Origin of the sequence: Flavobacterium subsaxonicum WB 4.1-42 = DSM 21790, assembly GCF_000422725.1 — a bacterium.
GTDB lineage: Bacteria > Bacteroidota > Bacteroidia > Flavobacteriales > Flavobacteriaceae > Flavobacterium > Flavobacterium subsaxonicum.
On record NZ_AUGP01000004.1, the window covers coordinates 52,453 to 78,172 of the forward strand.

At 41.0% G+C, this 25,720-nt stretch carries 25 protein-coding genes; 17 read left to right on the forward strand and 8 right to left on the reverse strand.

What is annotated here, in order from left to right; all coding sequences use genetic code 11:
- Positions 1–157: 157 nt before the first annotated feature.
- Genes greA through G509_RS0101825 form a run of 3 tightly spaced genes read left to right on the forward strand, consistent with a single transcriptional unit; the run spans position 158 to position 1,507 of the window.
- Positions 158–634 (forward strand): transcription elongation factor GreA, encoded by a 477-nt coding sequence (gene greA, locus G509_RS0101815; RefSeq protein WP_026989966.1) that lies wholly within the window; start codon positions 158–160, stop codon positions 632–634.
- Between the two features lie 15 nt (positions 635–649).
- On the forward strand, positions 650–1,039 hold the full coding sequence (locus G509_RS0101820) for an HIT family protein (protein WP_026989967.1): 390 nt from the start codon (positions 650–652) through the stop codon (positions 1,037–1,039).
- 60 nt (positions 1,040–1,099) lie between these two features.
- The gene (locus G509_RS0101825; RefSeq protein WP_026989968.1) at positions 1,100–1,507 is read left to right on the forward strand and encodes a lipocalin family protein; all 408 of its coding nucleotides are present in this window, start codon (positions 1,100–1,102) and stop codon (positions 1,505–1,507) included.
- 56 nt (positions 1,508–1,563) lie between these two features.
- Here the strand turns inward: G509_RS0101825 and G509_RS0101830 are convergent, their stop codons facing one another.
- On the reverse strand, positions 1,564–2,712 hold the full coding sequence (locus tag G509_RS0101830) for a sensor histidine kinase (RefSeq protein ID WP_026989969.1): 1,149 nt from the start codon (positions 2,710–2,712) through the stop codon (positions 1,564–1,566).
- Positions 2,713–2,858: 146 nt separating this feature from the next.
- Between G509_RS0101830 and G509_RS0101835 the strand changes: the two genes are divergently transcribed.
- Both G509_RS0101835 and G509_RS0101840 read left to right on the forward strand, forming a co-directional pair.
- Complete coding sequence (locus tag G509_RS0101835) at positions 2,859–3,740, forward strand: flavin reductase family protein (protein WP_026989970.1); 882 nt, start codon at positions 2,859–2,861, stop codon at positions 3,738–3,740.
- Between the two features lie 59 nt (positions 3,741–3,799).
- Positions 3,800–4,240, forward strand: coding sequence for a DUF3127 domain-containing protein (locus G509_RS0101840; RefSeq protein ID WP_026989971.1), 441 nt, complete (start codon positions 3,800–3,802; stop codon positions 4,238–4,240).
- 243 nt (positions 4,241–4,483) lie between these two features.
- Here G509_RS0101840 and G509_RS0101850 read toward each other — a convergent pair whose 3' ends face one another.
- Positions 4,484–5,854, reverse strand: a complete 1,371-nt coding sequence (locus G509_RS0101850; RefSeq protein ID WP_026989972.1) for a saccharopine dehydrogenase family protein — start codon at positions 5,852–5,854, stop codon at positions 4,484–4,486.
- Between the two features lie 290 nt (positions 5,855–6,144).
- Between G509_RS0101850 and G509_RS0101855 the strand changes: the two genes are divergently transcribed.
- The 4 genes from G509_RS0101855 to G509_RS0101870 all read left to right on the forward strand — a co-directional run bounded on the left by G509_RS0101855 (position 6,145) and on the right by G509_RS0101870 (position 10,882).
- Positions 6,145–8,163 (forward strand): ATP-binding protein, encoded by a 2,019-nt coding sequence (locus G509_RS0101855; protein WP_026989973.1) that lies wholly within the window; start codon positions 6,145–6,147, stop codon positions 8,161–8,163.
- 162 nt (positions 8,164–8,325) lie between these two features.
- On the forward strand, positions 8,326–8,712 hold the full coding sequence (locus G509_RS0101860) for a DUF423 domain-containing protein (protein WP_026989974.1): 387 nt from the start codon (positions 8,326–8,328) through the stop codon (positions 8,710–8,712).
- Between the two features lie 79 nt (positions 8,713–8,791).
- Positions 8,792–10,393 (forward strand): phosphoenolpyruvate carboxykinase (ATP), encoded by a 1,602-nt coding sequence (pckA, locus tag G509_RS0101865; RefSeq protein ID WP_026989975.1) that lies wholly within the window; start codon positions 8,792–8,794, stop codon positions 10,391–10,393.
- Between the two features lie 90 nt (positions 10,394–10,483).
- Complete coding sequence (locus G509_RS0101870) at positions 10,484–10,882, forward strand: hypothetical protein (protein WP_026989976.1); 399 nt, start codon at positions 10,484–10,486, stop codon at positions 10,880–10,882.
- A gap of 439 nt (positions 10,883–11,321) precedes the next feature.
- On the opposite strand, the gene G509_RS0101875 is transcribed toward G509_RS0101870, so the two are convergent.
- Together G509_RS0101875 and G509_RS0101880 are read right to left on the reverse strand one after the other, a co-directional pair.
- Complete coding sequence (locus G509_RS0101875; RefSeq protein ID WP_026989977.1) at positions 11,322–12,071, reverse strand: uroporphyrinogen-III synthase; 750 nt, start codon at positions 12,069–12,071, stop codon at positions 11,322–11,324.
- 20 nt (positions 12,072–12,091) lie between these two features.
- On the reverse strand, positions 12,092–12,757 hold the full coding sequence (locus G509_RS0101880) for a DUF4271 domain-containing protein (protein ID WP_026989978.1): 666 nt from the start codon (positions 12,755–12,757) through the stop codon (positions 12,092–12,094).
- 107 nt (positions 12,758–12,864) lie between these two features.
- On the opposite strand from G509_RS0101880, the gene G509_RS0101885 reads away from it, so the two are divergent.
- Genes G509_RS0101885 through G509_RS21275 form a run of 3 tightly spaced genes read left to right on the forward strand, consistent with a single transcriptional unit; the run spans position 12,865 to position 15,469 of the window.
- The gene (locus G509_RS0101885) at positions 12,865–13,587 is read left to right on the forward strand and encodes a polyprenol monophosphomannose synthase (RefSeq protein ID WP_026989979.1); all 723 of its coding nucleotides are present in this window, start codon (positions 12,865–12,867) and stop codon (positions 13,585–13,587) included.
- A 7-nt stretch (positions 13,588–13,594) separates the two neighbouring features.
- A complete protein-coding gene (locus G509_RS0101890; protein WP_026989980.1) occupies positions 13,595–14,938 on the forward strand; it encodes a dihydroorotase in 1,344 nt (447 codons plus the stop codon).
- Positions 14,939–15,469, forward strand: a complete 531-nt coding sequence (locus tag G509_RS21275; RefSeq protein ID WP_051199890.1) for a DUF4296 domain-containing protein — start codon at positions 14,939–14,941, stop codon at positions 15,467–15,469.
- Here G509_RS21275 and G509_RS0101900 read toward each other — a convergent pair.
- Both G509_RS0101900 and G509_RS0101905 read right to left on the reverse strand, forming a co-directional pair.
- A complete protein-coding gene (locus tag G509_RS0101900) occupies positions 15,411–16,412 on the reverse strand; it encodes an NAD-dependent epimerase/dehydratase family protein (protein ID WP_035738359.1) in 1,002 nt (333 codons plus the stop codon). The genes G509_RS21275 and G509_RS0101900 overlap by 59 nt on opposite strands.
- Positions 16,413–16,513: 101 nt before the next feature.
- Positions 16,514–18,034, reverse strand: coding sequence for an amidohydrolase family protein (locus tag G509_RS0101905; protein WP_026989982.1), 1,521 nt, complete (start codon positions 18,032–18,034; stop codon positions 16,514–16,516).
- A gap of 193 nt (positions 18,035–18,227) precedes the next feature.
- On the opposite strand from G509_RS0101905, the gene tyrS reads away from it, so the two are divergent.
- Complete coding sequence (tyrS, locus tag G509_RS0101910) at positions 18,228–19,526, forward strand: tyrosine--tRNA ligase (protein ID WP_026989983.1); 1,299 nt, start codon at positions 18,228–18,230, stop codon at positions 19,524–19,526.
- Positions 19,527–19,590: 64 nt separating this feature from the next.
- Here the strand turns inward: tyrS and G509_RS0101915 are convergent, their stop codons facing one another.
- Positions 19,591–20,994 carry an NAD-dependent succinate-semialdehyde dehydrogenase gene (locus G509_RS0101915; protein ID WP_026989984.1) on the reverse strand — a complete coding sequence of 468 codons (1,404 nt, stop codon included), beginning with the start codon at positions 20,992–20,994 and terminating at the stop codon, positions 19,591–19,593.
- A gap of 196 nt (positions 20,995–21,190) precedes the next feature.
- Complete coding sequence (locus G509_RS0101920) at positions 21,191–21,667, reverse strand: TspO/MBR family protein (RefSeq protein WP_026989985.1); 477 nt, start codon at positions 21,665–21,667, stop codon at positions 21,191–21,193.
- A gap of 269 nt (positions 21,668–21,936) precedes the next feature.
- Between G509_RS0101920 and G509_RS0101925 the strand changes: the two genes are divergently transcribed.
- From G509_RS0101925 to G509_RS0101940, 4 genes are all read left to right on the forward strand, one after another.
- Positions 21,937–23,022, forward strand: coding sequence for a diphosphomevalonate decarboxylase (locus G509_RS0101925; RefSeq protein WP_026989986.1), 1,086 nt, complete (start codon positions 21,937–21,939; stop codon positions 23,020–23,022).
- Between the two features lie 71 nt (positions 23,023–23,093).
- Positions 23,094–24,032, forward strand: a complete 939-nt coding sequence (locus G509_RS0101930) for a mevalonate kinase family protein (RefSeq protein ID WP_026989987.1) — start codon at positions 23,094–23,096, stop codon at positions 24,030–24,032.
- Positions 24,033–24,035: 3 nt separating this feature from the next.
- Positions 24,036–24,602 carry a hypothetical protein gene (locus tag G509_RS0101935; RefSeq protein ID WP_026989988.1) on the forward strand — a complete coding sequence of 189 codons (567 nt, stop codon included), beginning with the start codon at positions 24,036–24,038 and terminating at the stop codon, positions 24,600–24,602.
- Between the two features lie 197 nt (positions 24,603–24,799).
- Positions 24,800–25,720, forward strand: coding sequence for a geranylgeranylglycerol-phosphate geranylgeranyltransferase (locus tag G509_RS0101940; protein ID WP_026989989.1), 921 nt, complete (start codon positions 24,800–24,802; stop codon positions 25,718–25,720).

Here is a 25,720-nt window from a genome sequence, read left to right on the forward strand (position 1 = left end):
AAATTTTTCTTTAATAATTATGAAACAAATTTAATTTAATTAACTTTGGTCTGTGCTATTAGGCATTTAAAAATTGATTTAACAAAAAAATGGTATCTTTGCCATGTAGGAATCCCGTCGTGATGGGATTTTTTCTATTTATATAAACGATGAAGTTATGAGTACAGTATCTTACTACACTGCAGAAGGGTTAAAAAAATTAAGAGACGAGCTGGATCAGCTTAAAAGTATAGAACGTCCTAAGGCCAGTGCGGCAATTGCCGAGGCCAGGGATAAAGGAGATTTGTCTGAGAATGCCGAATATGATGCTGCTAAAGAGGCACAGGGCCTTTTGGAGCTTAAGATATCTAAGATGGAAGAAGTAGTGTCTAACGCACGCCTTATAGACGAGTCGCAATTAGATACGTCTAAAGCGCTGGTACTTTCTACCGTAAAAATAAAAAACCAGGCCAACGGCATGGAAATGAAATACACACTTGTTGCCGAGAGCGAAGCCGACCTTAAAACGGGTAAAATATCGGTTACATCGCCAATTGGCAAAGGACTTTTAGGCAAATCGGTAGGCGAGATAGCCGAGATAAACGTGCCTAACGGTATCCTTAAATTCGAACTGCTTGAAATTACAAGAGACTAATTAAAGCCTTAGTTTATGAGCACTATTTTTACCAAAATTATAAACGGAGAGATACCGGCCTACAAAATTACCGAAGACGACAATTACCTTGCGTTTTTAGATGTAAACCCCAATGCTAAAGGCCATACGCTTTGCATACCTAAGCAGGAAATTAACAAGCTTTTTGATATGGACGAAGAGCTGTACCTTGGGCTTATGCAGTTTAGCCGCAAAGTGGCAAAAGCACTGGAAAAAACAGTAGATTGCAAAAGGGTAGGCATGGCCGTTGTGGGCCTTGAAGTGCCACACGCACACGTGCACCTTATACCGCTTAACGAAATGGACGAAATGCGTTTTGTAAATAAAGTTAAGCTTGAAAAAGAAGAATTTGAATCGCTTGCCAAAGCTATAGCAGCGAATTTATAAATTACAGGGCGGGAATTACTTTCCGCTTTTTTGTTACCAACTAACCCTAAACAAATTACAATGAAAAAATTATTACTTGGGCTTGGCTTTGCGCTATTCTGCCTGGTTTCTTGTGGCGATGACGATGCAGCTCCTGCTGTAAATTTAGAGAACATCAACAAAAAATGGTATGCAGTGTCGTACAAAATTGCAGGCCAAACTATACCTTATGATGGTAACCTTGCATGCGGTAAAGATTATTTAGAGTTTTTAGCCAACGGAACTGCCAGAGATGTAGATTATTACGATTGCCAGGAAGATCCGGATATCCTTACAGGTGTTTACAGCGCTGCAAACGAAACGCTAATTACAACTATTGATGATGAAACTATTACCTACACTATCTTAAAGCTTAATTCTGGCACGTTAGAGATAGAAGATAAGTCGGTTACACCAAACATTACTTACGTTTACACAAGTACTCCATAGTGTTTACTATAAGCATATTATAAAAAAAGCGGAAAGAGTTTATCTTCCCGCTTTTTTTATACCCTTTTAAAACTGGCCTGCATGGTGGTGCCTTTACCAATTTCTGAGTGCAGTACTTTTATCTTGCCCTTGTGGTATTCTTCTACAATACGCCTTGTAAGCGACAGGCCAAGCCCCCAGCCGCGCCTTTTGGTGGTAAAGCCAGGCTCGAATACCTTCCTGAACTGGGCTTTGGGTATGCCTTTGCCGGAGTCGGACACCTTTATTTTTACAAAGCGGTCTTTTTCTTCAATGCTCACATCAAGCTTGCCTTTGCCCTTCATGGCATCTATGGCATTTTTTACAAGGTTCTCTACGGTCCAGCTATGAAGTTCAGGGTTAAGCATAACGGGTATGGCATGGTTAGGCGCCTTAAAGCTGAATTCTACCTGCTTAGAAGCCCTGGAGCGCAGGTATTCGAAAGACTTTTCGGTCTCGGCAACAATGTCGCGTTCCTCTAACAATGGTTCCGACCCAATTTTACTAAAACGGTCGGCTATGGTTTGCAATCGCAATACGTCTTTTTCAACCTCGGCAATAGTGGTGGGGTCTACATCATCCACCCGCATAATTTCTATCCACCCCAGTAAAGATGATAGGGGTGTGCCAATTTGGTGGGCGGTTTCTTTAGCCATACCCGCCCAAAGCCTGTTTTGTGCGCCTGCCTTTGTAGCACGGTAAAAATTATAAATTACGGTGCTAAACAGCACAATAATAAGGGCAAGGGCAAAGGGATAGTATTTTAAAACATTAAGCAGTGTAGAGCTGCCGTAGTAAATGTATTGCGCCTCGCCATAGGTATTCATAACTATGGGCTGGTTCTGGCTCTTAAAATCTTCTATATACTCTTTGGCAAGTATGGAGTCTTTAGCAATAGCATCGCTAATATTGGCTGTTTTTAAAACATTGTTGTCTTTATCGGTAAGTATAATGGGTATAGAGGTGTTGTTCTCTAAAATTTTGCTGGGCAGTGTAACATCTTCAGTTTCAGGGTCGGCGTTGTTTAAACTATTTAACGATGCCGCCCACAGTTCCATTTTCATGTGCTCTTCGGCCCTGAATATCTGGAAAAGGTAGTAGGTATTCCAAACTATAAAAAGTACAGTAAAAAACGAAGCACCAATAATTATCCAACGGGTAAGGCTTCTTTTATCAGTAATTTGCATACAAAAATTTTGAGGCTTAAAGATACTAAAACTTACGGTAGATAAGGCGTAGCAGTTAATAACGCTAAAGGCATCCATTTTATTTTATCAACACACCCGTTTGCAATAGGCCAAAAAAGTATCTTTGCAGTCTAAATTAAAGCAGCATGCTTACTATAGACCCTAAAGAACTTACCACCCAAAAACTGCACGGCTACCTGCAAAGCAGTGTAGGCCCCAGGCCCATTGCACTTGCCAGCACGGTAGATAAAAACGGCGTACCCAACCTGTCGCCATTTAGTTTTTTTAACCTGTTTAGCAGCAACCCGCCCATACTAATATTCTCGCCGTCGCGCAGGGTTAGAGATAACACCGTTAAGCACACACTGCTTAACGCAGAGCTTAACCGTGAGGTAGTTATAAACGTGGTAAGCTACGGCATGGTAGAGCAAACATCGTTATCGAGTACCGAATATGCCGCCGGTGTAAACGAGTTCGATAAAGCCGGTTTTACCATGATACCCAGCGATATAGTAGCGCCATTCAGGGTTAAGGAGGCACCTGTACAGTTTGAATGCCGCGTTAACGATATTATTGCCCTGGGTACCGAAGGCGGTGCCGGCAACCTTATTTTATGCGAAGTGCTTAAAATGCACATAGATGAGAGTATATTAGACGAACATGGCGCCATAGACCAGCACAAGATAGACCTCGTGTCCAGGCTTGGAGGTAACTGGTACTCAAGGTCTTCGCAGGGGTTATTTGAGGTAGAAAAACCGCTAACCACACTGGGCGTAGGGGTTGATGCCATACCGGCCTTTGTTAAAAGCAGTGCTGTTTTTGATGGCAACGATTTAGGCAAACTTGGTAACGTAGAAACCTTGCCTACTGAAGAAGAAGTTAGTATATTTGTAAAAGAGAGCTTTGAGGTTAAAGGCGTGTTAAGTGCTGATGATCAGGATAAAAAGCTGCTTAAAGCCAAAGAATACCTGGATAATAACCGCGTAAGCGATGCCTGGAAAGTACTCCTGGCTAATAAGGGTTTCTAAGATAATTGTGTAACGATCGCTACCGCTAATGGTAGAAAATTATAAATAAAGATAAGATTATGGAAGTTTCAGGAAGAATTAAAATGATTGATGAAACCAAAGCTTTTGGTGCTAACGGTTTCAGAAAGAGAGAATTAGTAGTTACTACAGATGAGCAGTACCCACAGCACATTATGATAGAATTTACACAGGATAAATGCGACCTGCTTAACAGCTACCGCGTTGGCGAGCCTGTAAAAGTTTCCATAAACTTAAGAGGCAGGGAATGGGTTAACCCACAGGGAGAGACTAAATACTTTAACTCTATACAAGGCTGGAGAATAGAAAAAGCAGGCGATGCCCCTCAGGCTCAGCAAGGTGGCTACCAACAAGCGCCGCAACAAGGCTATGGCCAGGCACCTCAGGGTGGTGGTTACCAGCAGGCAGCCCCGGCTGCACGCGATGCTTTTGAACCTGCAACCAACTACAAAGAAGAAGAGCACGACGATCTTCCGTTCTAAGAATTTAGAATTTAGATTTGAGATTTGAGAATTTAGATTTGAGAATTTAAAATAGCTTCAAAAAGTGCTTAATATTTCACTTTTGGAGTTTGAGATTCGGCTTTTACGATACTAAGAAACCGATTGGCTTTTGCCTTTCGGTTTTTTTTGTTTTACACTTTTTGGAGAGGACAAAAATCGGTACAAAAAAAACCTTGCTGCCGGGGCAGAAAGGTTTTCGGGTTTTGAGTTAGTTAGTGAGGTTTAGCTCGCTACATTTTGCGGGTTATACCCCATGTAAGGAACGTGTTTTTCATGAAAAACAACCCCAAATTCTTCAAGTTCTTTAAGTATAGGCAAATACACCTCCCTGTTTATAGGCAGCTGCACGCCCGGCGTGGTTATTTTTCCGTTAAGTATCTGTAAGGCAGCCATTGCCACAGGCAGGCCTACCGTTTTTGCCATAGCGGTATACGTCTGGTCGCTGCCAATGCATACCATAGTGGCATCAACCTGTTTTTTCTGGCCGTTAAGCTCGTAGCCAAACTTGTGGTACATCACAATCATGTCTTTATCCTCAGGGCTAAGCGTCCATCGGTCCGATAGTATCTTTTCCAGTATCTGGGCAGGGGTGGCGTTGCGCAGCCCCACTATCTTGTTGGGGTTAAACAGGTCCAGGTCCAGCAGCTTATCCCACTGTATATCGTCCTGGTCTATTTTTAGTATGTGCCTCAGCTTAAGCTCCACCGAGTCGGTTGGGTGGTACGGCAGAAACGAGTTGGTAAACTCGCGGTAGCTCATCGTCTCAGAGTTTTCCATAATATAGCTGTCGTCGGTCATCCCTAAGGTAATAAACATATTCCACGACTTGCTAAAGCCCACCCTGCGCAGCGTGCCGCGGTATAGGGTAAGCGCATCATCCAAACCGTAAACACTGCGGTATTTAAGCGAGTCGCGGTTGGCATAGCCTTCAAAACGGCCGTAGCCCTCTACATGCATAAATTCGGTACGCCTAAAGAGTTTGTTGTAGGGTATGTACTTGTACGTACCCTCCTGTATAAACTTGGCGGTACCTCCCTGGCCGGCCAGTACCACATTGCGCGGGTTCCAGGTAAACTTATAGTTCCACAGGTTGTTGTCGCTCTCTGGGGCTACAAGGCCGCCGCAAAACGACTCAAACAGTATTACCTTACCGCCCTGGTCTGTAATTTCATCAATAATTTTCATGGCGCTCATGTGGTCAATGCCGGGGTCCAGGCCAATCTCGTTCATAAACACAAGGTTGTTGGCTTTAACAAGGGCATCCAGGTCCTGCATGGCGGGGCTAATGTACGATGCCGTAACCATGTGCTTTTTATGGGCAATACAGTCTTTAGCCACCTCGTAGTGCAGGTGTGCCGGCAGCATCGAAATTACAATGCTGGCGTTGCTAATTTCCTGGTGGCGCTGTGCTTCGTTAAAAATATCAAAAGCTATGGCGCGGGCCCTTGGGTGGCCGTTGGTTTTGCGTTCGGCCAGCTCTGCCGAAAGATCGCCTATGGTTAGGAAAAGGTCTTCGGGAACCGACTTATTTAACAGGTATTCTATTAATGACGAGGCCGATCTTCCGGCGCCAATAATCAAAATATTCCTCATAGTTTTTTATAAATTATAACACGAATGTAGTAAAATGTTATATTTATAAAAAAATATTCTGCGTTAAATATTTTAAAGTGGCTAAATTTATAAATTATTATTAGGTACAAGTTTTATGGAAAAGGTGAAGAGATCCAGCAAGCGATACAAGGAGTTATTAAATAATAGTAAAATAATTAGCCCTAACAGCCTTGAGAATGTATTAGTAAAGAAGAGGTTAAGGATTTAGAAAGCATTTTTCAATATATAAATAAGGAAGTAGTATATTTACTACTTTGAATTATTTAACAATGCGACATACAACAAAGATTACAGGCGAAAGTATCGCTACAAGCGGTTTACCCTCAGATTACAGGCGGGCAATCGCTCAATATATATGGAATAGTTTTGATGCTGATGCTACCCGAGTAGATTTAAATTTTGAGTCCGATGATTTAAATTCTTTAGTGCGTTTCACTATATCTGACAATGGTACCGGCATTGAAATGGAAGAGCTGTCAGAAACTTTTGGCAGATTTATGGATTCAAAAAAGAAAAGCTCTTATTCCGAAATTACACAGGTACAAGGTAAAAAAGGAAAAGGTCGATACTCATTTTTTAATTTTTGCACAAAAGCCGTGTGGGAAACAGTTTATAAAGGTATCGCAGGTAATTTGTTAAAGTATGAGATTGAAATATTAAAGGATGACCCACAAAATTTCACAACCAATGACAAAGCGATAGTCAAAAACACTCCTACAGGTACGACTGTTGCATTTAGTAATTTCACAAAACTTTCTACTGAACTGTTAGAAAATGAAGATTTTTACAGTTACCTATGTAGCGAGTTTGGATGGTTTTTATATCTTAATTCAGCAAATAATTTCAGTATCTATATAAACGACATATTGCTAAATTATAATAGAGTTATAGCCGATTCAGAAGAGGATATTTTTGAAATTGGAGACTATTCGTTTAAAGTAAATTTTATTCAGTGGAAGCTAAAATTCGGAGATAACTTCTACTTCTATTTTTTGGATTCAGTTCAAGAGCTTAAATATAAAAAGCCTACATCATTTAATCGGAAAGGGACAGAATTTTTTCATTCGGTATATATTGAATCTTCTTATTTCGACAATTTTAAAGAGCAAAGTGAAAAGTCATTATCATTATTTGACTCTGTTAGTCAACACGATATTATATTTAAAAACCTAACCACTAAGATAAAGAAATTTATCGGGGACAAGGAGCGTATATTCTTAAAAACATACAAAGCAACAACCCTTATTGAAAAATTTGAAAAAGACAGCATTTTTCCAAGATTTAAAGATAACGAATATGACCAACTACGCAAAAGAGATTTAGAAAATGTAGTAAAGGAGATTTACACAGTTCAACCAAAGATTTTCCAGGATTTGAAACTTCCCCAAAGCAAAGCGATAGTAGGCTTTTTAAATCTTTTGCTTGATAGCGAACAGCGTGAAAATATATTAGATATTGTTGGTGAAATTGTAAATTTATCCGAAGAAGATAGAATTGACTTAGCGAGTGTTTTAAAGCAAACAAAGTTAGCACACATTGTAACTTTAGTTAAATTTTTGGAAACTCGTTTTCATGTAGTGGCAGCATTAAAAACATTAATTTTTGATTTAGAACATTTCACTAATGAACGGGTGCATATTCAGAAACTTATAGAAGATAATTATTGGCTTTTCGGTGAACAATACCACCTTGTGTCCGCGGATAAAAATTTCGAAATTCTCTTAAATAACTATTTAGATTTTATTGAAAATAACAATGGCAGGAAGCCTGAACTTAGAAAGTTAGATAAAAAGGACAAGCTAAAGCGACCAGACATTTTTATTTGCCAACAATCCGACGTACCAGATTCGCGCAGTGAAGAATTAATGGTAGAAGAAAATATAATAGTAGAGTTAAAAAGACCAAATGTGGTAATTGCCAGTACTCAATTCCGACAAATTGAAGATTATCTAAGATTTATAGCAGATGAGCCTGAATTCAACAGTAAGCAGTTAAGGAAATGGAAATTTTTTATTGTTGGTAAAAGTGTCGATGAATATATAAAAGGATTGTATCAAAATCAAGAAAATAGAGGTAAGAGATTTTTAGTTCAGGAGGTTGGTAATTACGAAATCTACGCTATGACATGGGATGATTTATTTAGGACATTTTCAATTAGGCATAAGCACTTAATAGATAAACTTGAATTTAAATCAGCAATTAAAGAGAAACTTGAAGAAAAAGGTATTGTATTAGATAGGCATGCGTCTGATTATATCACTGAGACAACTTTAAAAAAAGTGCCTTAAACTCAGAGTGCCGTTAAACTTCTATGATAATTTAAATAACAGAGATATTAATTTTTAAAAACAGAAACTGCTTCTAAAATTAGCTATGCTTTTGTTATTTTTGTATAGTCTAAAAAGGTCGTTACTATAAATAACAATACAAAAAACAAAACCAATTAAATAATGGACAGAAAAGTTATAGCAACAGCCGCAGTTTTAGGGCTTACCGGAATAGTTTTAGGGGCCTTTGGCGCACACGGCTTAAAAAAGGTAGTATCACCCGAAATGGTAACCGTTTTTGAGACCGGGGTTCGCTACCAGATATTCCATGCGCTGTTTTTATTGTTTGTGGGCACCACGGCATATGTGTCAGACAAAGCTAAAAAAAGCATTTTGTACCTAACTGTTGGTGGTGTATTCCTGTTTTCTGTATCCATCTATTTTTTAGCCATAAATACGCTTTTGCCCTTTGATTTTGCCCGTTTTGGCTGGATAACCCCTATTGGAGGATTGTTACTGATTGCTGCCTGGGCGGTGTTGTTTTTACACATAATTAAACAAAAAAGATAAAAATATCCTAATTCTTCATACCGAATTGAATAATTACTATCTTTGCGCCATAGTAATTATTCAACTTAAACCCAAAACTATGGAGAATTACGGCCTTTTTACGAAAACGATTGCGTTAAATGAGATCGGAATCAATGATGCAACGGTAAGGTATCAGTTGTCGCCAGACGAACTTCACGACATTACCCTTAGGGAAGCACAGGGTGTAGAAACATCTACAGGAGCCCTTGCAATTAACACCGGAGAATTTACAGGCAGGTCGCCACAGGATCGTTTTATTGTAAAAGACAGTATTACCGAAGATAAAGTGTGGTGGGGCAATGTAAACCTGCCGTTTGACAGCCGGAAGTTTGATGCCCTTTACAACAAAGTGGCTGCCTACTTGTCTGGCAAAGAGGTTTTTGTTAGGGATAGCTACGTATGTGCCGATGCCGATTTTAGGCTTAATGTAAGGGTAGTTACCGAGACGGCGTGGAGCAACCTGTTTTGTTACAACATGTTCCTGAGGCCGACTGAAGAGGAACTGGAAGATTTTAAGGCCGACTGGCATGTGGTGTGCGCACCGGGCTTTAAGGCCAACCCTGAAGTGGATGGTACCCGAAGCCATAATTTTGCAATACTCGATTTTACAAGAAAAATAGCGCTTATTGGCGGTACGGGCTACACCGGCGAGATGAAAAAAGGCATTTTCTCTGCCCTTAATTTTATACTGCCTGTTTTTAAAGATACCCTGCCCATGCATTGCAGTGCCAATGTGGGCGACCACGGCGATACGGCTATTTTCTTTGGCCTTTCGGGTACGGGTAAAACTACCTTGTCGGCCGATCCGGCACGTAAGCTTATTGGCGACGACGAGCACGGCTGGGCGCACGATAATACCGTATTTAACTTTGAAGGTGGCTGTTATGCCAAGGTGGTTAACCTTACCGAAGAGCATGAGCCAGACATTTTTAGGGCCATAAAAAAAGGCGCATTGTTAGAAAATGTGGTGTTTACACCGGGCACTAACGAGGTTGATTTTGAGGATGTTTCCATTACTCCCAACACCCGTGTTAGCTATCCGCTATACCATATTAATAACACACAGCCGGGCTCTATTGGGCACAACCCTAAAAATATATTTTTCCTTAGTGCCGATTCTTTCGGTATCCTGCCTCCAATATCTAAACTAACTCCGGGCCAGGCGGCCTACTACTTTATATCGGGCTATACGGCTAAGGTTGCCGGTACAGAGGAGGGTGTTAAAGAGCCGCAGCCTAATTTTTCGGCCTGCTTTGGCGCGCCGTTTATGCCGTTGCACCCGGCCAAATATGCCGAGATGCTAAGCAGTAAAATGAAGGAGGCCGGCGTTAATGTATGGCTTATAAACACCGGCTGGACGGGTGGCGCTTATGGCACCGGCAGCAGGATGAAATTAAAATATACCCGTGCCATGATAACGGCAGCATTAAACGGGCAACTTGATAATGTTTCTTACAGTACTGATGATGTTTTTGGGCTTGCCGTACCGCAAAGCTGCCCTAACGTGCCCGATGAGGTTTTAAACCCAAGGGATACGTGGGCTGATAAAACGGCTTACGACAAAAAAGCTGCTGAATTAGCGGGCGAATTCAGAAAAAATTTCACTAAATTTGAAACGTTCTCTAATGAAGAAATTATCGCCGGCGGTCCGCTGGCATAATTGTGAATTTTAGAATAGATGTTTTTGGAAAAGGGCTGCCCGGGGACGGGCAGCTATTTTTTTGTGCCTACACCAACCTAAAATACACCAATGAAAATTAGCCGCACCTACAAAGTAATTATATCCACTTACTTATTTGCACTACTGCTGTTACAGCTTTTTGGTATAGCTTATTTTTTTGTTTTTAGCAAAATAGCCGACTGGGAGTTTTTTGCCTATAACTTTTACGGTAGTTTCGTGTTGTTTAGCCTGTCTTGTATCGTTGCGTTATTCCCCGGCAGGGTGTTTAAAAAAGCCAACATATATTTGGGGCTTTTACTGCTTCTAATACCTGAGCCTGTTTCTTTATTTGTAGCACACACTTCTATTTACGGCAGAATTTTTAATGTACAACAAACAGGTAATTATTTTTTGCTGGCTTATCCGTTATCCATACTGCTTTCTTATACCGTTGTTTACTGGCTTAACAAGCGCTCAGTGCTTGTTTAAGTAAATATGTATAGATTGTAAATAAGCATGTATGAGTGAAGCTGAAGGCCTTAAACTTCGTTGCGTTTAGCAAAATGAAAGTTGAGGCGTTACAAATCATTTGCTGTTTGAGCGCCAGCGAGCCTGCCTGCCGGTAGGCAGGTTCAAATGATTTAGCCGAAGCTTTTATTTTGTAGCAAAAGAAGTTAGAGCCTTGAATTTTTGGTTCTTTTGTTTCAAGACAAAAGAACAGAGACCTTACCTCCAACCCTCCGAAGGAGAGGGGGCAGCTACACTCCAACCCGCCAATAGTATTGTGACATTTATAGAAAATCCGTGTAAATCTGCGATTGCGCAGCATCCGTGTCATCCGTGTTCCATTATACTATCGTGTATAAACAAAAAAAAGCCACCCCGTAAAGAGGTAGCTTTGATGTTATTCAGATTAAAATAAAAGTAATTATTTTCCCTTATTAGCTTCTGTTATATATTTTTCTAATGCCATAGTCATACTCGGGGTTCCCGGTGCAGGAGCCATAATATCAATACGCAGGCCGTGTTCAAGGGCTTCCTTCTGGGTAGTGCTTCCAAACACCGCAATACGGGTGTCGTTCTGCTTAAAGTCAGGAAAATTCTTGAATAACGATTTTATACCTGTAGGGCTAAAAAACGCCAGTACATCATAATAAACATCTTTAAGGTCGGTAAGGTCGCTCATTACGGTCCTGTAAAAAGTACCGGGCGTCCAGTCTACCTTAAGGTTGTTAAGGGTTGTAGGTATATCATCATTAAGCTGGTCTGATGCCGGCAATAAAAACTTTTCGTCTTTATACTTTTTAATAAGCGGAGAAAGATCTACAAAATCCTTCTGGCCTACATAAATTTTTCTTTTGCGGTATACCACATACTTTTGCAGGTAAAATGCAATCGCTTCGCTCTGGCAAAAATACTTCATCGTTTCAGGCACTTTAAAACGCATTTCTTCCGCTACGCGAAAAAAGTGGTCTATAGAGTTCTTACTTGTAAGGATAATGGCGCTGTAGTTGTTTAGGTCCACTTTCTGGGCCCTTACATCTTTAGCGTTTACACCCTCTACATGGATAAATGGCCTGAAATCTACTTTTACTTTCAGCTTATGCTGAATTTCAAAGTATGGTGAATTTTCTACTTTAGGCTCCGGCTGCGAAACCAAAATTGTTTTCACTTTCATATTATAAGAAATGTCTTTTACTAACCGTTTGTAAACCAATAATACATGAAATAATAGGGTGCTATTTCAAGAGCGCAAAGATACAAAATAAAATAGAACAATTTACCCAGTATCAATTTTTGATAATTCCTTAATGAAACAAGGTAAGAAACCGCGCTTGTTGCCACAATGGCAACCAAAATGCATTTAAGCACAATACCGTGCAGGCTGTCGTTATAAAACAGTATAGCATTTATAGGCAGCAACAGCAGGCCAATGTAGGTGCGGTAGTTTACTTTTTGCAGGTTAAACTGCTCGTTAAACTCTTCTATACTAAACGATGTGGCTATAATTTTTTCAATTAAAAACTTGGCAAGTATAAAAAACGCTATGGATGTAAATATTTGTATAAAGGCTATCCAGCTGGTTTTATCGGTAAGCCCAAAGTAGCTTAGCACAAACTGCAGCAAAAACGAGAACGAGATAACCTGGATAAGAAAAAAAGATATAGTAAACCAGCTAAGAAGGTTAGAGCTGTCTTTATATATTTTAGTATATTTGTTAGAGTAGGCCAGTTTAATAAATTCGGCAAAGCGGGCCTCAAAAACACTTTTGTTTATGGCAACTAAGGCAAAGCAAAATATAAACAAGAAGGTTGCCCAGTCTTTGCTGCCCACAATTCGCTCGTTAAAAACCAGGTCTTCCATAGCTGCAAAATTAGTATTTTTTGCACTTGGTTTGTTTAATTATACTTTAATTATGTTTTAGTCGTTTAGAAATACATTACTTTTGCACCAAAATTTGCATCGCCACCATGAGTGAAGGAATTGTAATAATCCCTACTTACAACGAGATTGAAAATATAGAAACTGTTATAAGGGCGGTTTTTGAGCTTACCACACCATTTGATGTGCTTATTGTAGACGATAACTCTCCCGACGGCACAGCTCAAAAGGTACGGGAATTACAAGAAGACTATCCTAACAGGCTTTTTTTAGAAGTAAGGGCGGGCAAAGCAGGGCTGGGCACGGCTTACGTACACGGTTTTAAATGGGCTATAGAACGTAAGTACGATTATATTTTTGAGATGGATGCTGATTTTTCTCACAATCCAAAAGACCTCGAACATTTATATGCCGCCTGCCACAAAGGTGCCGATATGGCCATTGGGTCGCGCTACAGTAACGGTGTAAATGTGGTTAACTGGCCACTTAGCAGGGTGCTGCTGTCGTACTATGCATCGGTATATGTTAAAATGGTTACCGGCATGCAAATTAAAGATGCCACTGCGGGTTTTATATGCTACAGGCGCAAAGTGCTGGAGAGCGTTAACCTGGACAGGATAAAGTTTGTGGGCTATGCTTTTCAGATAGAAATGAAATACAGGGCTTTTTCGAACGGGTTTAATATTGTAGAAGTGCCTATAATATTTACAGATCGCACCAAAGGCGAATCTAAAATGAGCAATGCTATTATTAAAGAAGCCATAACCGGCGTAATAAGGCTGCGTATAAAAAAAATGCTGAACCGACTATAAAATTATAATGAACAGGATACTAATAAAGAATGCCAGGATTGTAAACGAGGGAACAATTTTTGAGGGCGATCTTTTTATTGAGGATAAATTTATTAAGGAAATTGCCGATAAGATCAGTCCCAAAACGGGCGACGTTAAAATTATTGACGCCGAAGGAAGTTTTCTTATTCCGGGTGCCATAGACGACCAGGTGCACTTTCGTGAACCGGGCCTAACCCACAAAGGTACTATAGAAACCGAATCGCGTGCTGCCGTTGCCGGTGGTATAACATCGTTTATAGAGCAGCCCAACACAGTGCCAAATGCGGTAACGCAGGAGTTGCTGGAGCAAAAATACCAGATAGCATCGCAATCCAGCTATGCCAACTACTCGTTTATGATGGGCGGTACTAACGATAACCTTGAAGAGGTGCTTAAAACCAACCCTAAAAATGTGGCGGGTATTAAGTTATTCCTTGGGTCGTCTACAGGTAACATGCTTGTGGATGATGAGGCTGTTTTAGAAAAAATATTCAGCAATACAAAAATGCTTATTGCAGTACACTGCGAAGATGAGGCTACAATACGCGTTAACCTTGCTAAGTACATAGAACAATATGGCGACGATATCCCGGTAAAATTCCACCCGGAAATTCGTAGTGCCGAGGCCTGCTACATATCATCATCGCGTGCTATAGAGCTTGCCAAAAAAACAGGCGCAAGGCTGCACGTTTTCCACGTGTCTACCGCCAGGGAAACCGAATTGTTTACCAACAAGATTCCGTTAGAAGATAAAAAAATTACAGCCGAAGTGTGCATACACCACCTTTGGTTTACCGATGCCGATTACGATAAAAAAGGCGCGCTTATTAAGTGGAACCCGGCTGTTAAAACAGCTGCCGACAGGGATGCCCTTTGGAAAGCCCTTTTAGACGACAGGATAGATGTTGTGGCTACAGACCATGCTCCTCATACTTTAGAGGAGAAGAAAAACCCATACACATCGTCACCTTCGGGCGGGCCGCTTGTACAGCATGCTGTTGTGGCTATGTTTGAGGCGTACCACCAAAAGAAAATTTCGGTAGAAAAAATTGTTGAGAAAATGGCCCACAACCCGGCCAAAATTTTCAAGGTAGAAAAACGCGGATTTATTCGCGAAGGATATTTTGCCGACCTTGTTATTGTTAACCCGGGCTTGCCGTGGAATGTTAAAAAAGAAAATATTTTATACAAATGTGGCTGGTCTCCGTTTGAAGGTACTAACTTTAAATCAAGAATTAGCCATACGTTTGTAAACGGCCAATTGGTATACAATAACTTTAAGGTAAAAGACATTCGCTGCGGCGAACGATTATTATTTGACAGGGAGTAAATGAAAAAGCTGGTATTTATATTTTTATGTGCCCTAATTGTGGTGTCGTGCAGCAATAACGCTGCGCCAAAGCCCGATAAGATGCTAAGCGAAGACGATATGGTAAACATATTGTACGATATTGCTTTGTTGCAGGCCATAAAATCGTTTACGCCAAAATCGTTAAACGATAATAATATAAAAACGCAAACCTATATTTTTAATAAGTATAAGACTGACAGCCTTAGCTTTGCCCAAAACCATTTGTATTACGCGTCTGACCTTAAAAAGTATGACAAGATGCAAAAAAAGGTTTTCGACAGGCTAAAAAAAGCCAAAGCAAAGCTTGAGGTTAAGCCTCCTAAAAAGGCAACTACCACTAAGCCTGATGCGGCTAAAACTACCGCTGCTGCTGTTACACCTGCCAATCCAAATACGCCTTTACCTACAGAGGAAGATTTGGCTAAAAAGCAGGCCCAGGCAAAGATAGATGCTATCCGCGCTTCGCAAAGAGCGCGCAAAGTTCATGGAGGTACGGCTTCAGGCCGATAAACTTGTAATCCAGTTCCTTTTTAATTTTACCGGTATCATATAGCTCTTTAGCGTGCGCTGATTGCGCCATGCTGCGCGTAAGCATGCGTTTGCGGGTAAAAAGGCTCAGTAGCCAGTCGGCACGCCATGCGAAGGATGTTAATGCTCTTGTGGCATGTATAGTAGGGCGGCTTTTATTAAGATCATCTGCAATAGTGTCCAGCACTTCTTTATACGTAAGGTTGTTGCCCACTACGGTGTACCGCTCTCCCGATACATTACTTTGCATAAGCTGCACCATAATGTTGGTAACATCTTCTACTGTTACAAAACCGCAGGAGCCCAGCGTATAAAAATACTGCCCACGCTCTACAGCACGCAAAATGGCGCCGCTGCCCTGGTTCCAGTAACCGTAGCCAAAAATAATGCCCGGGTTTACTATTACAACTTGCAGGCCTTCCTGCCAGGCACGCCAAACTTCCATCTCTGCGCCATATTTGCTAATGGCATAATCGTCGTGGCTTTTTTCGGGGTTCCATTCGGTTTCCTCGGTAATGGTTCCGCCGGGTTGCGGGCTATCGCCTAAAGCGGCAATAGAGCTAACATGGCAAAACTTTTGTACGCCAAAAGCCAATGCGCAGTTAACCATATTGGCAGTGCCCTCTATGTTGGTTTTTCTTAGCAGGTCTTCGTCACGCGGGTCGAAAGATATAAACGCTGCGCAGTGGTATACATGTGTAACACCTGCAAAGGCGGGTTCTAAGGACGGTACATCTAAAATATCGCCCTGTACACAGTCTATGGCATCAAACAGGTGTTGTTTACCGTAATGGGCAAAAACGTGCTTTGTTTTGGCAAGGGTAGTGGGGTTGCGGTATAACGCACGCAGGGTGTTGCCGCTATCTGCCAGCCTAAGCAGCAAATGCGCACCTACTAATCCTGTTCCGCCGGTAACTAAAATCATAAATACAAATGTAGCAAAAATGACCCAACATAAGGGGTAACTAAATATCATGCGTGTTTTTACCACAAGCGTATTGACTTGTAAGCTACTGGTAGATGATATTACTTTAAGTACTCGTCAATTTTTATGCTTCGGTTTTCGTTATTGGCCTTTTCTATAGCTTTTAAAATGGCAGCAATTTGTAGTTTATTAATTGTGTGTTTGCCAAAAAACACATTTTTTATGGTTTTGGTATTGTTGATGTTTTCTAATGGATTTTTAGAGAGTAGCACCAAATCAGCATTATATCCTGCCTTTATCATTCCGGTGTTGCTCTTCATAAAATTGCCGGGCGCAACAGTTGCCGCATAAAGTGTTTGTGCATTTGTTAATCCTGATTTTGATAAAGACCCTAACTCATTTTGCAACGAAAATCCGGGAACCATAGTAGATACATTTGCATCTGTTCCTGCCATAATTGTAACGTTGTTGTCTACCAGTGCTTTTGCCATAATACTAATGGCTTCTACATACACACGCCAAAAGATTCCCGATAATTTTCGTGCTTCCGGGGTATCTTCGCCATCATATTCGTATCCGTTCCTGCCGGGTAGCCAGCCTAATTTGTAAAGCGGGGTGCCTTCAGTAATTTTAGGATTAGCATATTGCAATTCAATCTGTTTTAGTTCAGATTTTAAGCCGAACCGTTGTTTAGGGAAACTCTCAACCAAAGAAATGGTAGAGGTTACACTAATATTATTCTCTCTTAACTTTTTCGCTATCTGACTGGAATGTGCCTTTAAAAAGTCAAGGTATTCCTGTGGGTTTTTAGAGATGGACTTTCCAAAATCGTCCATTGTTTTTACCGTTAACTCTTCAATGTGGGCAATTTCTATCTGTCCGGATGTATAAAAAGTTTCCAAATCAACTAACGGTATGTGCCCAATAACCGGCAGGTTGTTTTGTTTGGCAAGATCTACGGTAGTTTTAAACATTTCGGGGTTAACAAAACCATACATTTTAACGGCATCATAGCCTTGCTCTTTAATTTTTTGTATTGCTTTTTGAGCGTCCTCTTTAGTCGAAAAGTTAATAGCCTGCCTTGTCCAGCTGTAATAATAGCCGGTTAATCCGCTTTCGCTAAATATGGGTGGCGATGCTATAAACATACGCGGGCCAATGCCCGTTTTTTCAATTTCTTTTTTCCATTCTAACGCTACCGGCCTTCCGGCCATTTCTCTAACATAGGTTACACCGTTGGCTAAATATAAATACAGGTCGTTTTTGCTTTCTTTTAAATGAACGTGAGAATCTACAAGGCCCGGAATTAAATAGTTACCAGTACCGTCAATAGTGGTAACTGTGTCATCTGCGGCTTGGTTTTCACCTATACTGATAATCTTTCCGTCCCTGATAATTACATCTTGGTTATTAATAAAGAGGGTGCAGTCTTCAGATAGTATATTAACGTTTTTTATATGTATTGTAATGTAGGTGCTAACATTTGGGGCAACGTTAACTACTTGGGTCGACTTGCCCAAAACCTTGTTCAGTTCGTTATCTGCCCATATAAAAACGCCAATAAAAAGGCCTATTACTATTATAACAGCGTAAAGCAATTTTTTAAGCCATGGCTTTTTCATGATATTTTATTTTTATTTGAGGAGAGTAGATGTAAGCGGGTCCTGATTTATAATGTTATGGGATAATAAACCGGTACAATTTATATAATCTTTGTCATTATCTTAAGAAAAATCTTATTTAAAGCTAAAGAATAAAAATTATTTAAAATTACACGGTACAAATTGTATTTTTGTGCCCAATTAAATTTTTGACATGAAGAATTTTGTAGCCGAATTACAATGGCGTGGCATGGTGCACGATATAATGCCCGGAACCGAGGAACAACTGCTTAAAGAAATGACTACGGCCTATATAGGCTTCGACCCAACGTCTGACTCTCTGCACATAGGCAGCCTTGTGCCCATTATAATTCTTGTACACCTGCACAACCACGGGCACAGGCCTGTTGCGCTTGTTGGCGGGGCTACCGGCATGATTGGCGACCCATCGGGCAAGAGCGATGAGCGTAACCTGCTGGACGAAGCTACCCTTAACAAAAACGTAAACGGTATTAAGGCATTATTGTCGCGTTTTCTTGATTTTAATTCGGACGAAGCCAACGCCCCCATCCTGGTTAATAACTACGACTGGATGAAGGAATTTTCTTTTATAGGCTTTGTGCGCGATGTGGGCAAGCGTATTACCGTTAATTACATGATGGCGAAAGATTCGGTTAAAAAACGCCTTACCGGCGAGGCAGGTAGCGGAATGTCGTTCACCGAGTTTACCTACCAGCTAATACAGGGCTACGATTTTTACCATTTACATAAACAATACAACTGCCTGCTGCAACTGGGCGGCAGCGACCAGTGGGGCAATATTACCACCGGCACCGAATTAGTGCGCAGGATGAACGATGAGGGCGCTAAGGCTTATGCTATGACCTGCCCGCTTATAACAAAGGCAGACGGCTCTAAATTTGGTAAATCCGAAGGGGGTAACGTATGGCTTACCGCCGATAAAACATCGGTATACAAATTTTACCAGTTTTGGGTAAATACCACCGATGCCGATGCCGAAAAATACATTAAGATATTTACATTCTTATCTCAGGCCGAAGTAGAGGCTGTTATTGCAGAACACCATCAGGCGCCGCATTTAAGGGTGCTGCAAAAAAGGCTTGCCGAAGAGGTTACTACTTTTGTACACTCTAAAGAAGATCTGGAAGAAGCCATTAAACGATCGGAGTTTGTGTTTTCTAACTATAACTACGAGCAGCTTAATGCAGTTAGCGACGATTTTTTTACCGATATTTTTGGCGAGTTTTTCCATGCCGAAATTACACCGGAGCAATTAAGCGCCGACACCGATATTATAGAAATGCTGGCGGATACTACCAAGGTATTCCCATCGCGTGGTGAAGCCCGAAAAGCACTGGCTGCCAATGCAGTTTCCATCAACAAAGAAAAAATTACCGATGCCTACAAACTTTCTGATAAAGACCTTGTTTTGGGCAAGTACATTTTAGTGCAGTTTGGCAAGAAAAAATATTTTGTACTTACGGTTAAGTAACTGTTTACAATAAAATAAAAATGCCCGCAATTGCGGGCATTTTTTATGAACTCTATTCTTGGAATTAATTCGGGTTAGAGGCTTTGGTAGTCCTTATAAGTTTGGCGTTTACAAACTCATAAATACCTGCCGGCGACTGCTCTCGGCCATAACCCGATCCTTTGGTGCCACCAAAAGGCAACTCTGGGGTAATGCCTGTAAGGTGGTTTATGTACACCATTCCGGTTTCAATTTGTCGGGCAACGTTAACGGCTCTTTTTTCATCACCGCTAAAAATACTTCCGCCAAGGCCAAAGTTGGTAGCGTTGGCAAGCTCAATAGCCTCATCTTCGTTCTTAACTTTATAAAACATAAACACGGGGCCAAAAATCTCTTCTTTATAAGCAGAATTATTCGGCTCAATACCGGTTAACAGCGTTGGCTCCATAAAGGCACCTTTACGGTCTATACGTTTACCGCCAAGCAATAGCGTTGCACCTTCTTCAACGGCTTTCTGAACCTGTTTAATAACATCTTCAACGGCTTTTTCGCTGCTTAAAGGGGCAAGCGTGGTTTCTGGGTCCATAGGGTCGCCCGGTTTTATAGACGCAAATTTGGCTTTTACCTTTTCAAGAAAGGTATCGGCAATACTCTCTTCCACAATAATACGCTTAGGCGATGTACATACCTGTCCTGCATTCCACATACGGCCGTTTACGGCAGCTTCTACAGCTTCGTCTACATTGGCATCGTCCAGAACAATAAAAGCATCGCTACCGCCAAGCTCAAGCGTTGATTTTTTAATATACTTACCTGCGGCGGCAGCAATGGCAGCCCCTGCGGGTTCGCTACCGGTAAGGGTAACCGCTTTAATACGTTCGTCGGCTACTAACTCGCTCGCTTTTTTGCCTGGTATAAACAGGTTTTGGTACACACCTTCGGGCGCACCTGCCTCAATAAAAATGTCTTCCATTATCTGGGCACACTGCGGCACGTTAGAGGCGTGTTTAAACAGCATGGTGTTACCGGCCATAATATTAGGCGCGGCAGAACGTGTTATCTGGTAAAACGGGAAATTCCACGGCTGTACGCTTAACAGTACGCCAATAGGCTCATAGCTTAAAAAAGCCGACCCAATAGGGGTTTCCAGCGGGCTGTCGGCCAGGAATTCTTCGCCCTTATCGGCATAGTAATCAAATATATCTGCCGAAAGTTCTACCTCGGCAATACTTTCTTTAAGCAGCTTACCCATCTCCAGGGTGGCAAGCTTGCCCAGTTCTTCTTTTTTGTTGCGCATAATGGTCGCAACTTTGTGCAGCAGTTTAGCCCTTACGCTAAAGGCTGTTTTTTTCCATGTTTTAAAAGTACTATCGGCAAGCGCAATTTTCGAGTCAAGCTCTTTATCTTCCATTACATCAAATTGCTTCACAATTTCGTTCGTAAACGGGTTAACTGTTTTTACAGATGATGTTCCAACTAAATTTTCCATAATAAATTGTATTTAATAATACTATAAAGTTACGGCTCAAAACAGCGAATGGCCTATGTTTCGAGTTAAGATTAAGGTAAAGTTTTCCTAACAAAATATAATGTTGCAAGTAATTAGTATCTATTGGCAAACCCCATAAAAACAATAGCCCAACACACAGGGTGTCGGGCTATCTTTTATAACTCTAAAGTTTAATCTATTTATTAAGCCACCATATAGTGCCGTTAAGCACCAGTGCGTAGCTAACCCAGGCAATATAGGGTATAAACAGGTAGCCGGCTATTTTACTTACTTTGGTAAACTGGGCATAGGTTTCGTAAATCATCAGCCACAGCAAAACAATTTCTATTAAGCCCAGCAGCGGATTTTTAAGCCCGAAGAAAAGATACGACCATAAGCCGTTAAGCGCAAGCTGTATGGCAAAAAACGTCAGCCCTTTTTTTACGGTATCGTGCATAACATCCAGCCTGTCCCAAACCAGGCCTGCTGCAACGCCCATAAAAACATACAGGGTTGTCCACGCCACCGGGAAAGCCCAGTTGGGCGGAGTAAACGATGGTTTTTTTATAGTGGTGTACCAGGTGGTTACGTTTTCTTGTGTAAACTGGCTGGCTAAATAGCCAACGGCCAGGCAGGTAACAACCATTACCAGTATTTTGTACGTTTTAGACATTGTGTTGAGGTTTGTTATGTACAAAGTTAAGGGTATGGGTAATATTTTTAAGCACGAATGGCACTAATTTCACAAATTTTTAGAGGGTTATGTTGCAGCTAAAAAAAGGTTTGCCACGAATTACACGAATTGCACTAATTTTTAAAATATCGAATTACAGATTCTAACAGATTCCACAAATTATAATTAGTGAAATTTGTGTAATTCGTGGCAAAAGCCCTTTCTCTGCGTCTGACTAAAAATCTTATCTTTGCCTAAAATTTAAAAACATGGTATCCGAACAGGATTTTATACCCTCTGCCTATACAAACCCGGTAACTAATGGCAGTTTTGAATGGAGTGCGCCCAGCAATATAGCCCTTGTAAAATACTGGGGTAAAAAAGCCAACCAAATTCCCGCTAACCCGTCTATTAGTTTTACGCTTAGCAACTGTAAAACCATTACCAAACTTGGTTTTGAGAAGAAAGAAAGCGCCGATGGCTTTTCTTTCGACTTGCTGTTTGAGGGTCAGCCTAAAGAAAGTTTCCGGCCTAAGATCGAAAAATTCTTTGAGAGGGTAGTGGCTTACCTTCCGTTTTTAAAAGACTATCATTTTACAATAGACACCCAAAATACGTTTCCGCACAGCTCGGGCATTGCATCGTCTGCCTCGGGCATGGCAGCACTGGCCATGAACCTTATGAGTGTAGAGCGCCTGCTTAACCCGCAAATAACGGATGCCTACTTTTATCAGAAAGCATCGTTTTTAGCACGGTTAGGGTCGGGTTCTGCCTGCCGTAGTGTTAAAGGCAGCGTAGTAGTTTGGGGATCACATGCCGAAATTGAAGGTAGTTCGGATTTATTTGGTGTACCGTTTACGGGCCAGGTGCACGATATTTTTAAAGACTACCAGGATACTATTTTATTGGTAGATAAAGGCGAAAAACAGGTAAGCAGTACCCTGGGGCACGACCTTATGCACAACCACCCCTATGCCGAAAGGCGTTTTGCGCAGGCACACGATAATTTATCGGCATTAAAAGCCGCTCTTGTTGAAGGTAACCTGGATGCATTTATTAAGATTACCGAGAGCGAGGCACTAACCCTGCACGCCATGATGATGACCTCTCAGCCGTACTTTATACTCATGAAGCCCAACACGCTTGAGATTATTAATGCCATTTGGAAATTTAGGCAGGAAACGTCTGTACCTGTGTGTTTTACCTTAGATGCCGGCGCTAATGTGCATATTTTATATCCTGAAAACGTTAGCGTAAAAGTTTTGGATTTTATTAAGAATGAATTGCTTGGCTATTGCCAAAACAGTCAGTACATTTGCGACAAAATTGGCGCAGGGTCGGAACTGGCAGATTAAACATTTGTTAATCAAACCCGGCAAACTAATTTTTACGTACCTTTATATATAAATAGATACATACCCTTACAATGAAAGGACCCTTATTTTACTCAAAAATATTGCTCTTTGGAGAACATGGCATTAACAAAGGCTCCAAAGGTTTGTCTATTCCTTATAATTTTTACAACGGCGGCCTTAGGGTAGACGATTCTGAGACCGATCTTGCCAAAAAAAGCAACCAGAGCCTTAGGGGTTTTGTAACCTGGCTGGAACAGCTACAGGCCGAAGAGCCCGGGTTGGTTACCTTTGATATTGCTACGCTAAAGCTTAATGTAGAGGCCGGTATGTATTTTGACAGCAGTATACCACAGGGTTACGGTATTGGCAGTAGTGGCGCTCTTGTAGCCGCTGTTTACGACCAGTATGCCAACAATAAAATAACCGTACTGGAAAACCTTACGCAGGAAAAACTCCTTACGCTTAAAAAAATATTCAGCAGGATGGAATCGTATTTTCACGGTACCAGCTCCGGCTTAGACCCGCTTAACAGCTACCTTAGCATTCCTATCCTTATCAATTCGCACGATAGTATAGAGGCTACCGGTATACCTATGCAAAACCTGGAGGGCAAAGGGGCTATTTTCCTTTTAGACTCGGGTATTGTAAAAGAAACCGCGCCAATGGTACAGCTGTTTATGGAAAGCCTAAAAGACAAGGGTTTCCGTGCCATGATAAAAAACCAGTTCCTTAAATATACCGATGCTTCAATCGAAAGCTTTTTGCATGGCGATGTTAAGGCACTTTTCTCAAATACCAAAAAACTGAGCAAGGTGGTTTACAACAACTTTAAACCCATGATACCGGTGCAGTTTCATGAACTTTGGCAAAAAGGCATAGAAACTAACGATTATTACCTTAAGCTGTGCGGTTCTGGCGGTGGCGGCTATATATTAGGCTTTGCTCCCGATATAGAGAAAGCCAAAAGCGCATTAACCGGACATAAAGTAGAGGTAGTTTACCAGTTTTAAGCGGTGCACGAAAGTATCAATATATTCAGCCAGATATTACGTTCCATACTTATTGGTTTCGGAATTTTAATACCAATCATCAGCCTTATAAAAACCTCTAACCTTAAAACAGTAGAGGTTAAAAACCTTTTTATACTTACCGGCATACAGGCCGTGCGTATAGCGGGTTTACTCTATTTTATTATCTGGGCGGTAGATACCTACACCATTTATGCCGATGCAGTAGCAATACCCGGTGGTTTAAACATTTTTAAAGCCAGTGTGTTTGGTAAAATGTGGATGATGTATTGGCTTCCGCCGGTATTTGGCCTTATGCTTACCCAGGTATTGTGGATTAAAAAGCTCTACATGAAAAAAGTAGCTTTAATAACTTTTGCGCTGCTTATTTTAATACTGCCATCGTACCTGTTTATAAAACTGCTCTCAATTTTTGACGGTGTAGACATTGGCAATGCAGGCCGGTCGACAATAAGCCAGACTATTTTGTACTATGCCATAAGCATTGTTATCTTTTTCTTTATTACCCTGGCTGTAATGCTAATGGGCGGTAAATTGAAGGATAAGAAGTAGTATTTTATCTGATAAATATAACGAAGTTAATAACCATGGGTTCGATCTCAGGTTTTAATTTGATAACATATAACACACAAAGCCTCATTTATTGAGGCTTTTTTAATACCATTAACAATTGTAAGGCTAATTACTTTTATCTTTACAATTCGTTTACAATAATACGGCTACAAGTAAGTTTAAAACTAAAACAATATATGGCATCCAGGAAAGCAAAACTGGTACTGATGAAGATATTCAGCCTGTTTTCTGTAGTGCGCGGTTATAACATACCCGTTATAGCACTGGCGCAGTACCTTTCGGCCATCTTTATATTAGATAGAGAGAGCCGTGCGCTCGATATTATCCTGGACCCCAACCTGTTTCTTATCGTGCTGGCATCATCGCTAACCATAGCGTCGGGCTATATAATCAATAACTTTTACGACGCCCAGAAAGACCTCATCAACCGTCCTAAAAAATCGATGCTCGACAGGCTTGTAAGCCAGGGTACCAAGCTTCAGGTATATTTTGTGCTTAACTTTATTGTGGTGCTGTTGGCCTTTATGGTTTCGTGGCGGGCGGCGGTATTTTTTGCGGGCTATATATTTCTTATCTGGTTTTATTCGCACAAGCTTAAAAAATACCCGGTTATTGGCAACCTTACAGCGGCATTTTTAGCGGTGCTGCCGTTTTTTGGTATCCTTATGTACTTTAAAAACTTCTATCAGGTAATATTTGCCCATGCCACATTTTTATACCTGCTTATATTAACCCGCGAGCTTATTAAAGACCTGGAGAACATTAAAGGCGATATTGTTGCCGATTACCGCACCATACCCGTAATGTTTGGCGAGAGCATGAGCAAGACCATTATTACGGTACTTACGTTTTTAACCGTAGTGCCCGTTTACCTGCTTATAGATGTGTACGATGTGGGTTATATGGATATTTACTTCTACACCGGCATGATAGTTATTGTGTGTTTTTTGTTTAAGTTATGGAAAGCAACAACGCACGACGAGTACCTGCAGCTGCATAATATACTTAAAGTGCTCATTGTAGCGGGGGTATTTAGCATTGTACTTATAGATCCGGAGGTTTTAGTGCACGGCAGAAAGTTATTATCTGCTATTTAA

Excerpts from the sequence above, each read along its gene's own strand:
- greA (WP_026989966.1), top strand. The coding sequence starts at position 158 with ATGAGTACAGTATCTTACTACACTGCAGAAGGGTTAAAAAAATTAAGA.
- G509_RS0101820 (WP_026989967.1), top strand. The coding sequence starts at position 650 with ATGAGCACTATTTTTACCAAAATTATAAACGGAGAGATACCGGCCTAC.
- G509_RS0101825 (WP_026989968.1), top strand. The coding sequence starts at position 1,100 with ATGAAAAAATTATTACTTGGGCTTGGCTTTGCGCTATTCTGCCTGGTT.
- G509_RS0101830 (WP_026989969.1), bottom strand. The coding sequence starts at position 2,712 with ATGCAAATTACTGATAAAAGAAGCCTTACCCGTTGGATAATTATTGGT.
- G509_RS0101835 (WP_026989970.1), top strand. The coding sequence starts at position 2,859 with ATGCTTACTATAGACCCTAAAGAACTTACCACCCAAAAACTGCACGGC.
- G509_RS0101840 (WP_026989971.1), top strand. The coding sequence starts at position 3,800 with ATGGAAGTTTCAGGAAGAATTAAAATGATTGATGAAACCAAAGCTTTT.
- G509_RS0101850 (WP_026989972.1), bottom strand. The coding sequence starts at position 5,854 with ATGAGGAATATTTTGATTATTGGCGCCGGAAGATCGGCCTCGTCATTA.
- G509_RS0101855 (WP_026989973.1), top strand. The coding sequence starts at position 6,145 with ATGCGACATACAACAAAGATTACAGGCGAAAGTATCGCTACAAGCGGT.
- G509_RS0101860 (WP_026989974.1), top strand. The coding sequence starts at position 8,326 with ATGGACAGAAAAGTTATAGCAACAGCCGCAGTTTTAGGGCTTACCGGA.
- pckA (WP_026989975.1), top strand. The coding sequence starts at position 8,792 with ATGGAGAATTACGGCCTTTTTACGAAAACGATTGCGTTAAATGAGATC.
- G509_RS0101870 (WP_026989976.1), top strand. The coding sequence starts at position 10,484 with ATGAAAATTAGCCGCACCTACAAAGTAATTATATCCACTTACTTATTT.
- G509_RS0101875 (WP_026989977.1), bottom strand. The coding sequence starts at position 12,071 with ATGAAAGTGAAAACAATTTTGGTTTCGCAGCCGGAGCCTAAAGTAGAA.
- G509_RS0101880 (WP_026989978.1), bottom strand. The coding sequence starts at position 12,757 with ATGGAAGACCTGGTTTTTAACGAGCGAATTGTGGGCAGCAAAGACTGG.
- G509_RS0101885 (WP_026989979.1), top strand. The coding sequence starts at position 12,865 with ATGAGTGAAGGAATTGTAATAATCCCTACTTACAACGAGATTGAAAAT.
- G509_RS0101890 (WP_026989980.1), top strand. The coding sequence starts at position 13,595 with ATGAACAGGATACTAATAAAGAATGCCAGGATTGTAAACGAGGGAACA.
- G509_RS21275 (WP_051199890.1), top strand. The coding sequence starts at position 14,939 with ATGAAAAAGCTGGTATTTATATTTTTATGTGCCCTAATTGTGGTGTCG.
- G509_RS0101900 (WP_035738359.1), bottom strand. The coding sequence starts at position 16,412 with ATGATTTTAGTTACCGGCGGAACAGGATTAGTAGGTGCGCATTTGCTG.
- G509_RS0101905 (WP_026989982.1), bottom strand. The coding sequence starts at position 18,034 with ATGAAAAAGCCATGGCTTAAAAAATTGCTTTACGCTGTTATAATAGTA.
- tyrS (WP_026989983.1), top strand. The coding sequence starts at position 18,228 with ATGAAGAATTTTGTAGCCGAATTACAATGGCGTGGCATGGTGCACGAT.
- G509_RS0101915 (WP_026989984.1), bottom strand. The coding sequence starts at position 20,994 with ATGGAAAATTTAGTTGGAACATCATCTGTAAAAACAGTTAACCCGTTT.
- G509_RS0101920 (WP_026989985.1), bottom strand. The coding sequence starts at position 21,667 with ATGTCTAAAACGTACAAAATACTGGTAATGGTTGTTACCTGCCTGGCC.
- G509_RS0101925 (WP_026989986.1), top strand. The coding sequence starts at position 21,937 with ATGGTATCCGAACAGGATTTTATACCCTCTGCCTATACAAACCCGGTA.
- G509_RS0101930 (WP_026989987.1), top strand. The coding sequence starts at position 23,094 with ATGAAAGGACCCTTATTTTACTCAAAAATATTGCTCTTTGGAGAACAT.
- G509_RS0101940 (WP_026989989.1), top strand. The coding sequence starts at position 24,800 with ATGGCATCCAGGAAAGCAAAACTGGTACTGATGAAGATATTCAGCCTG.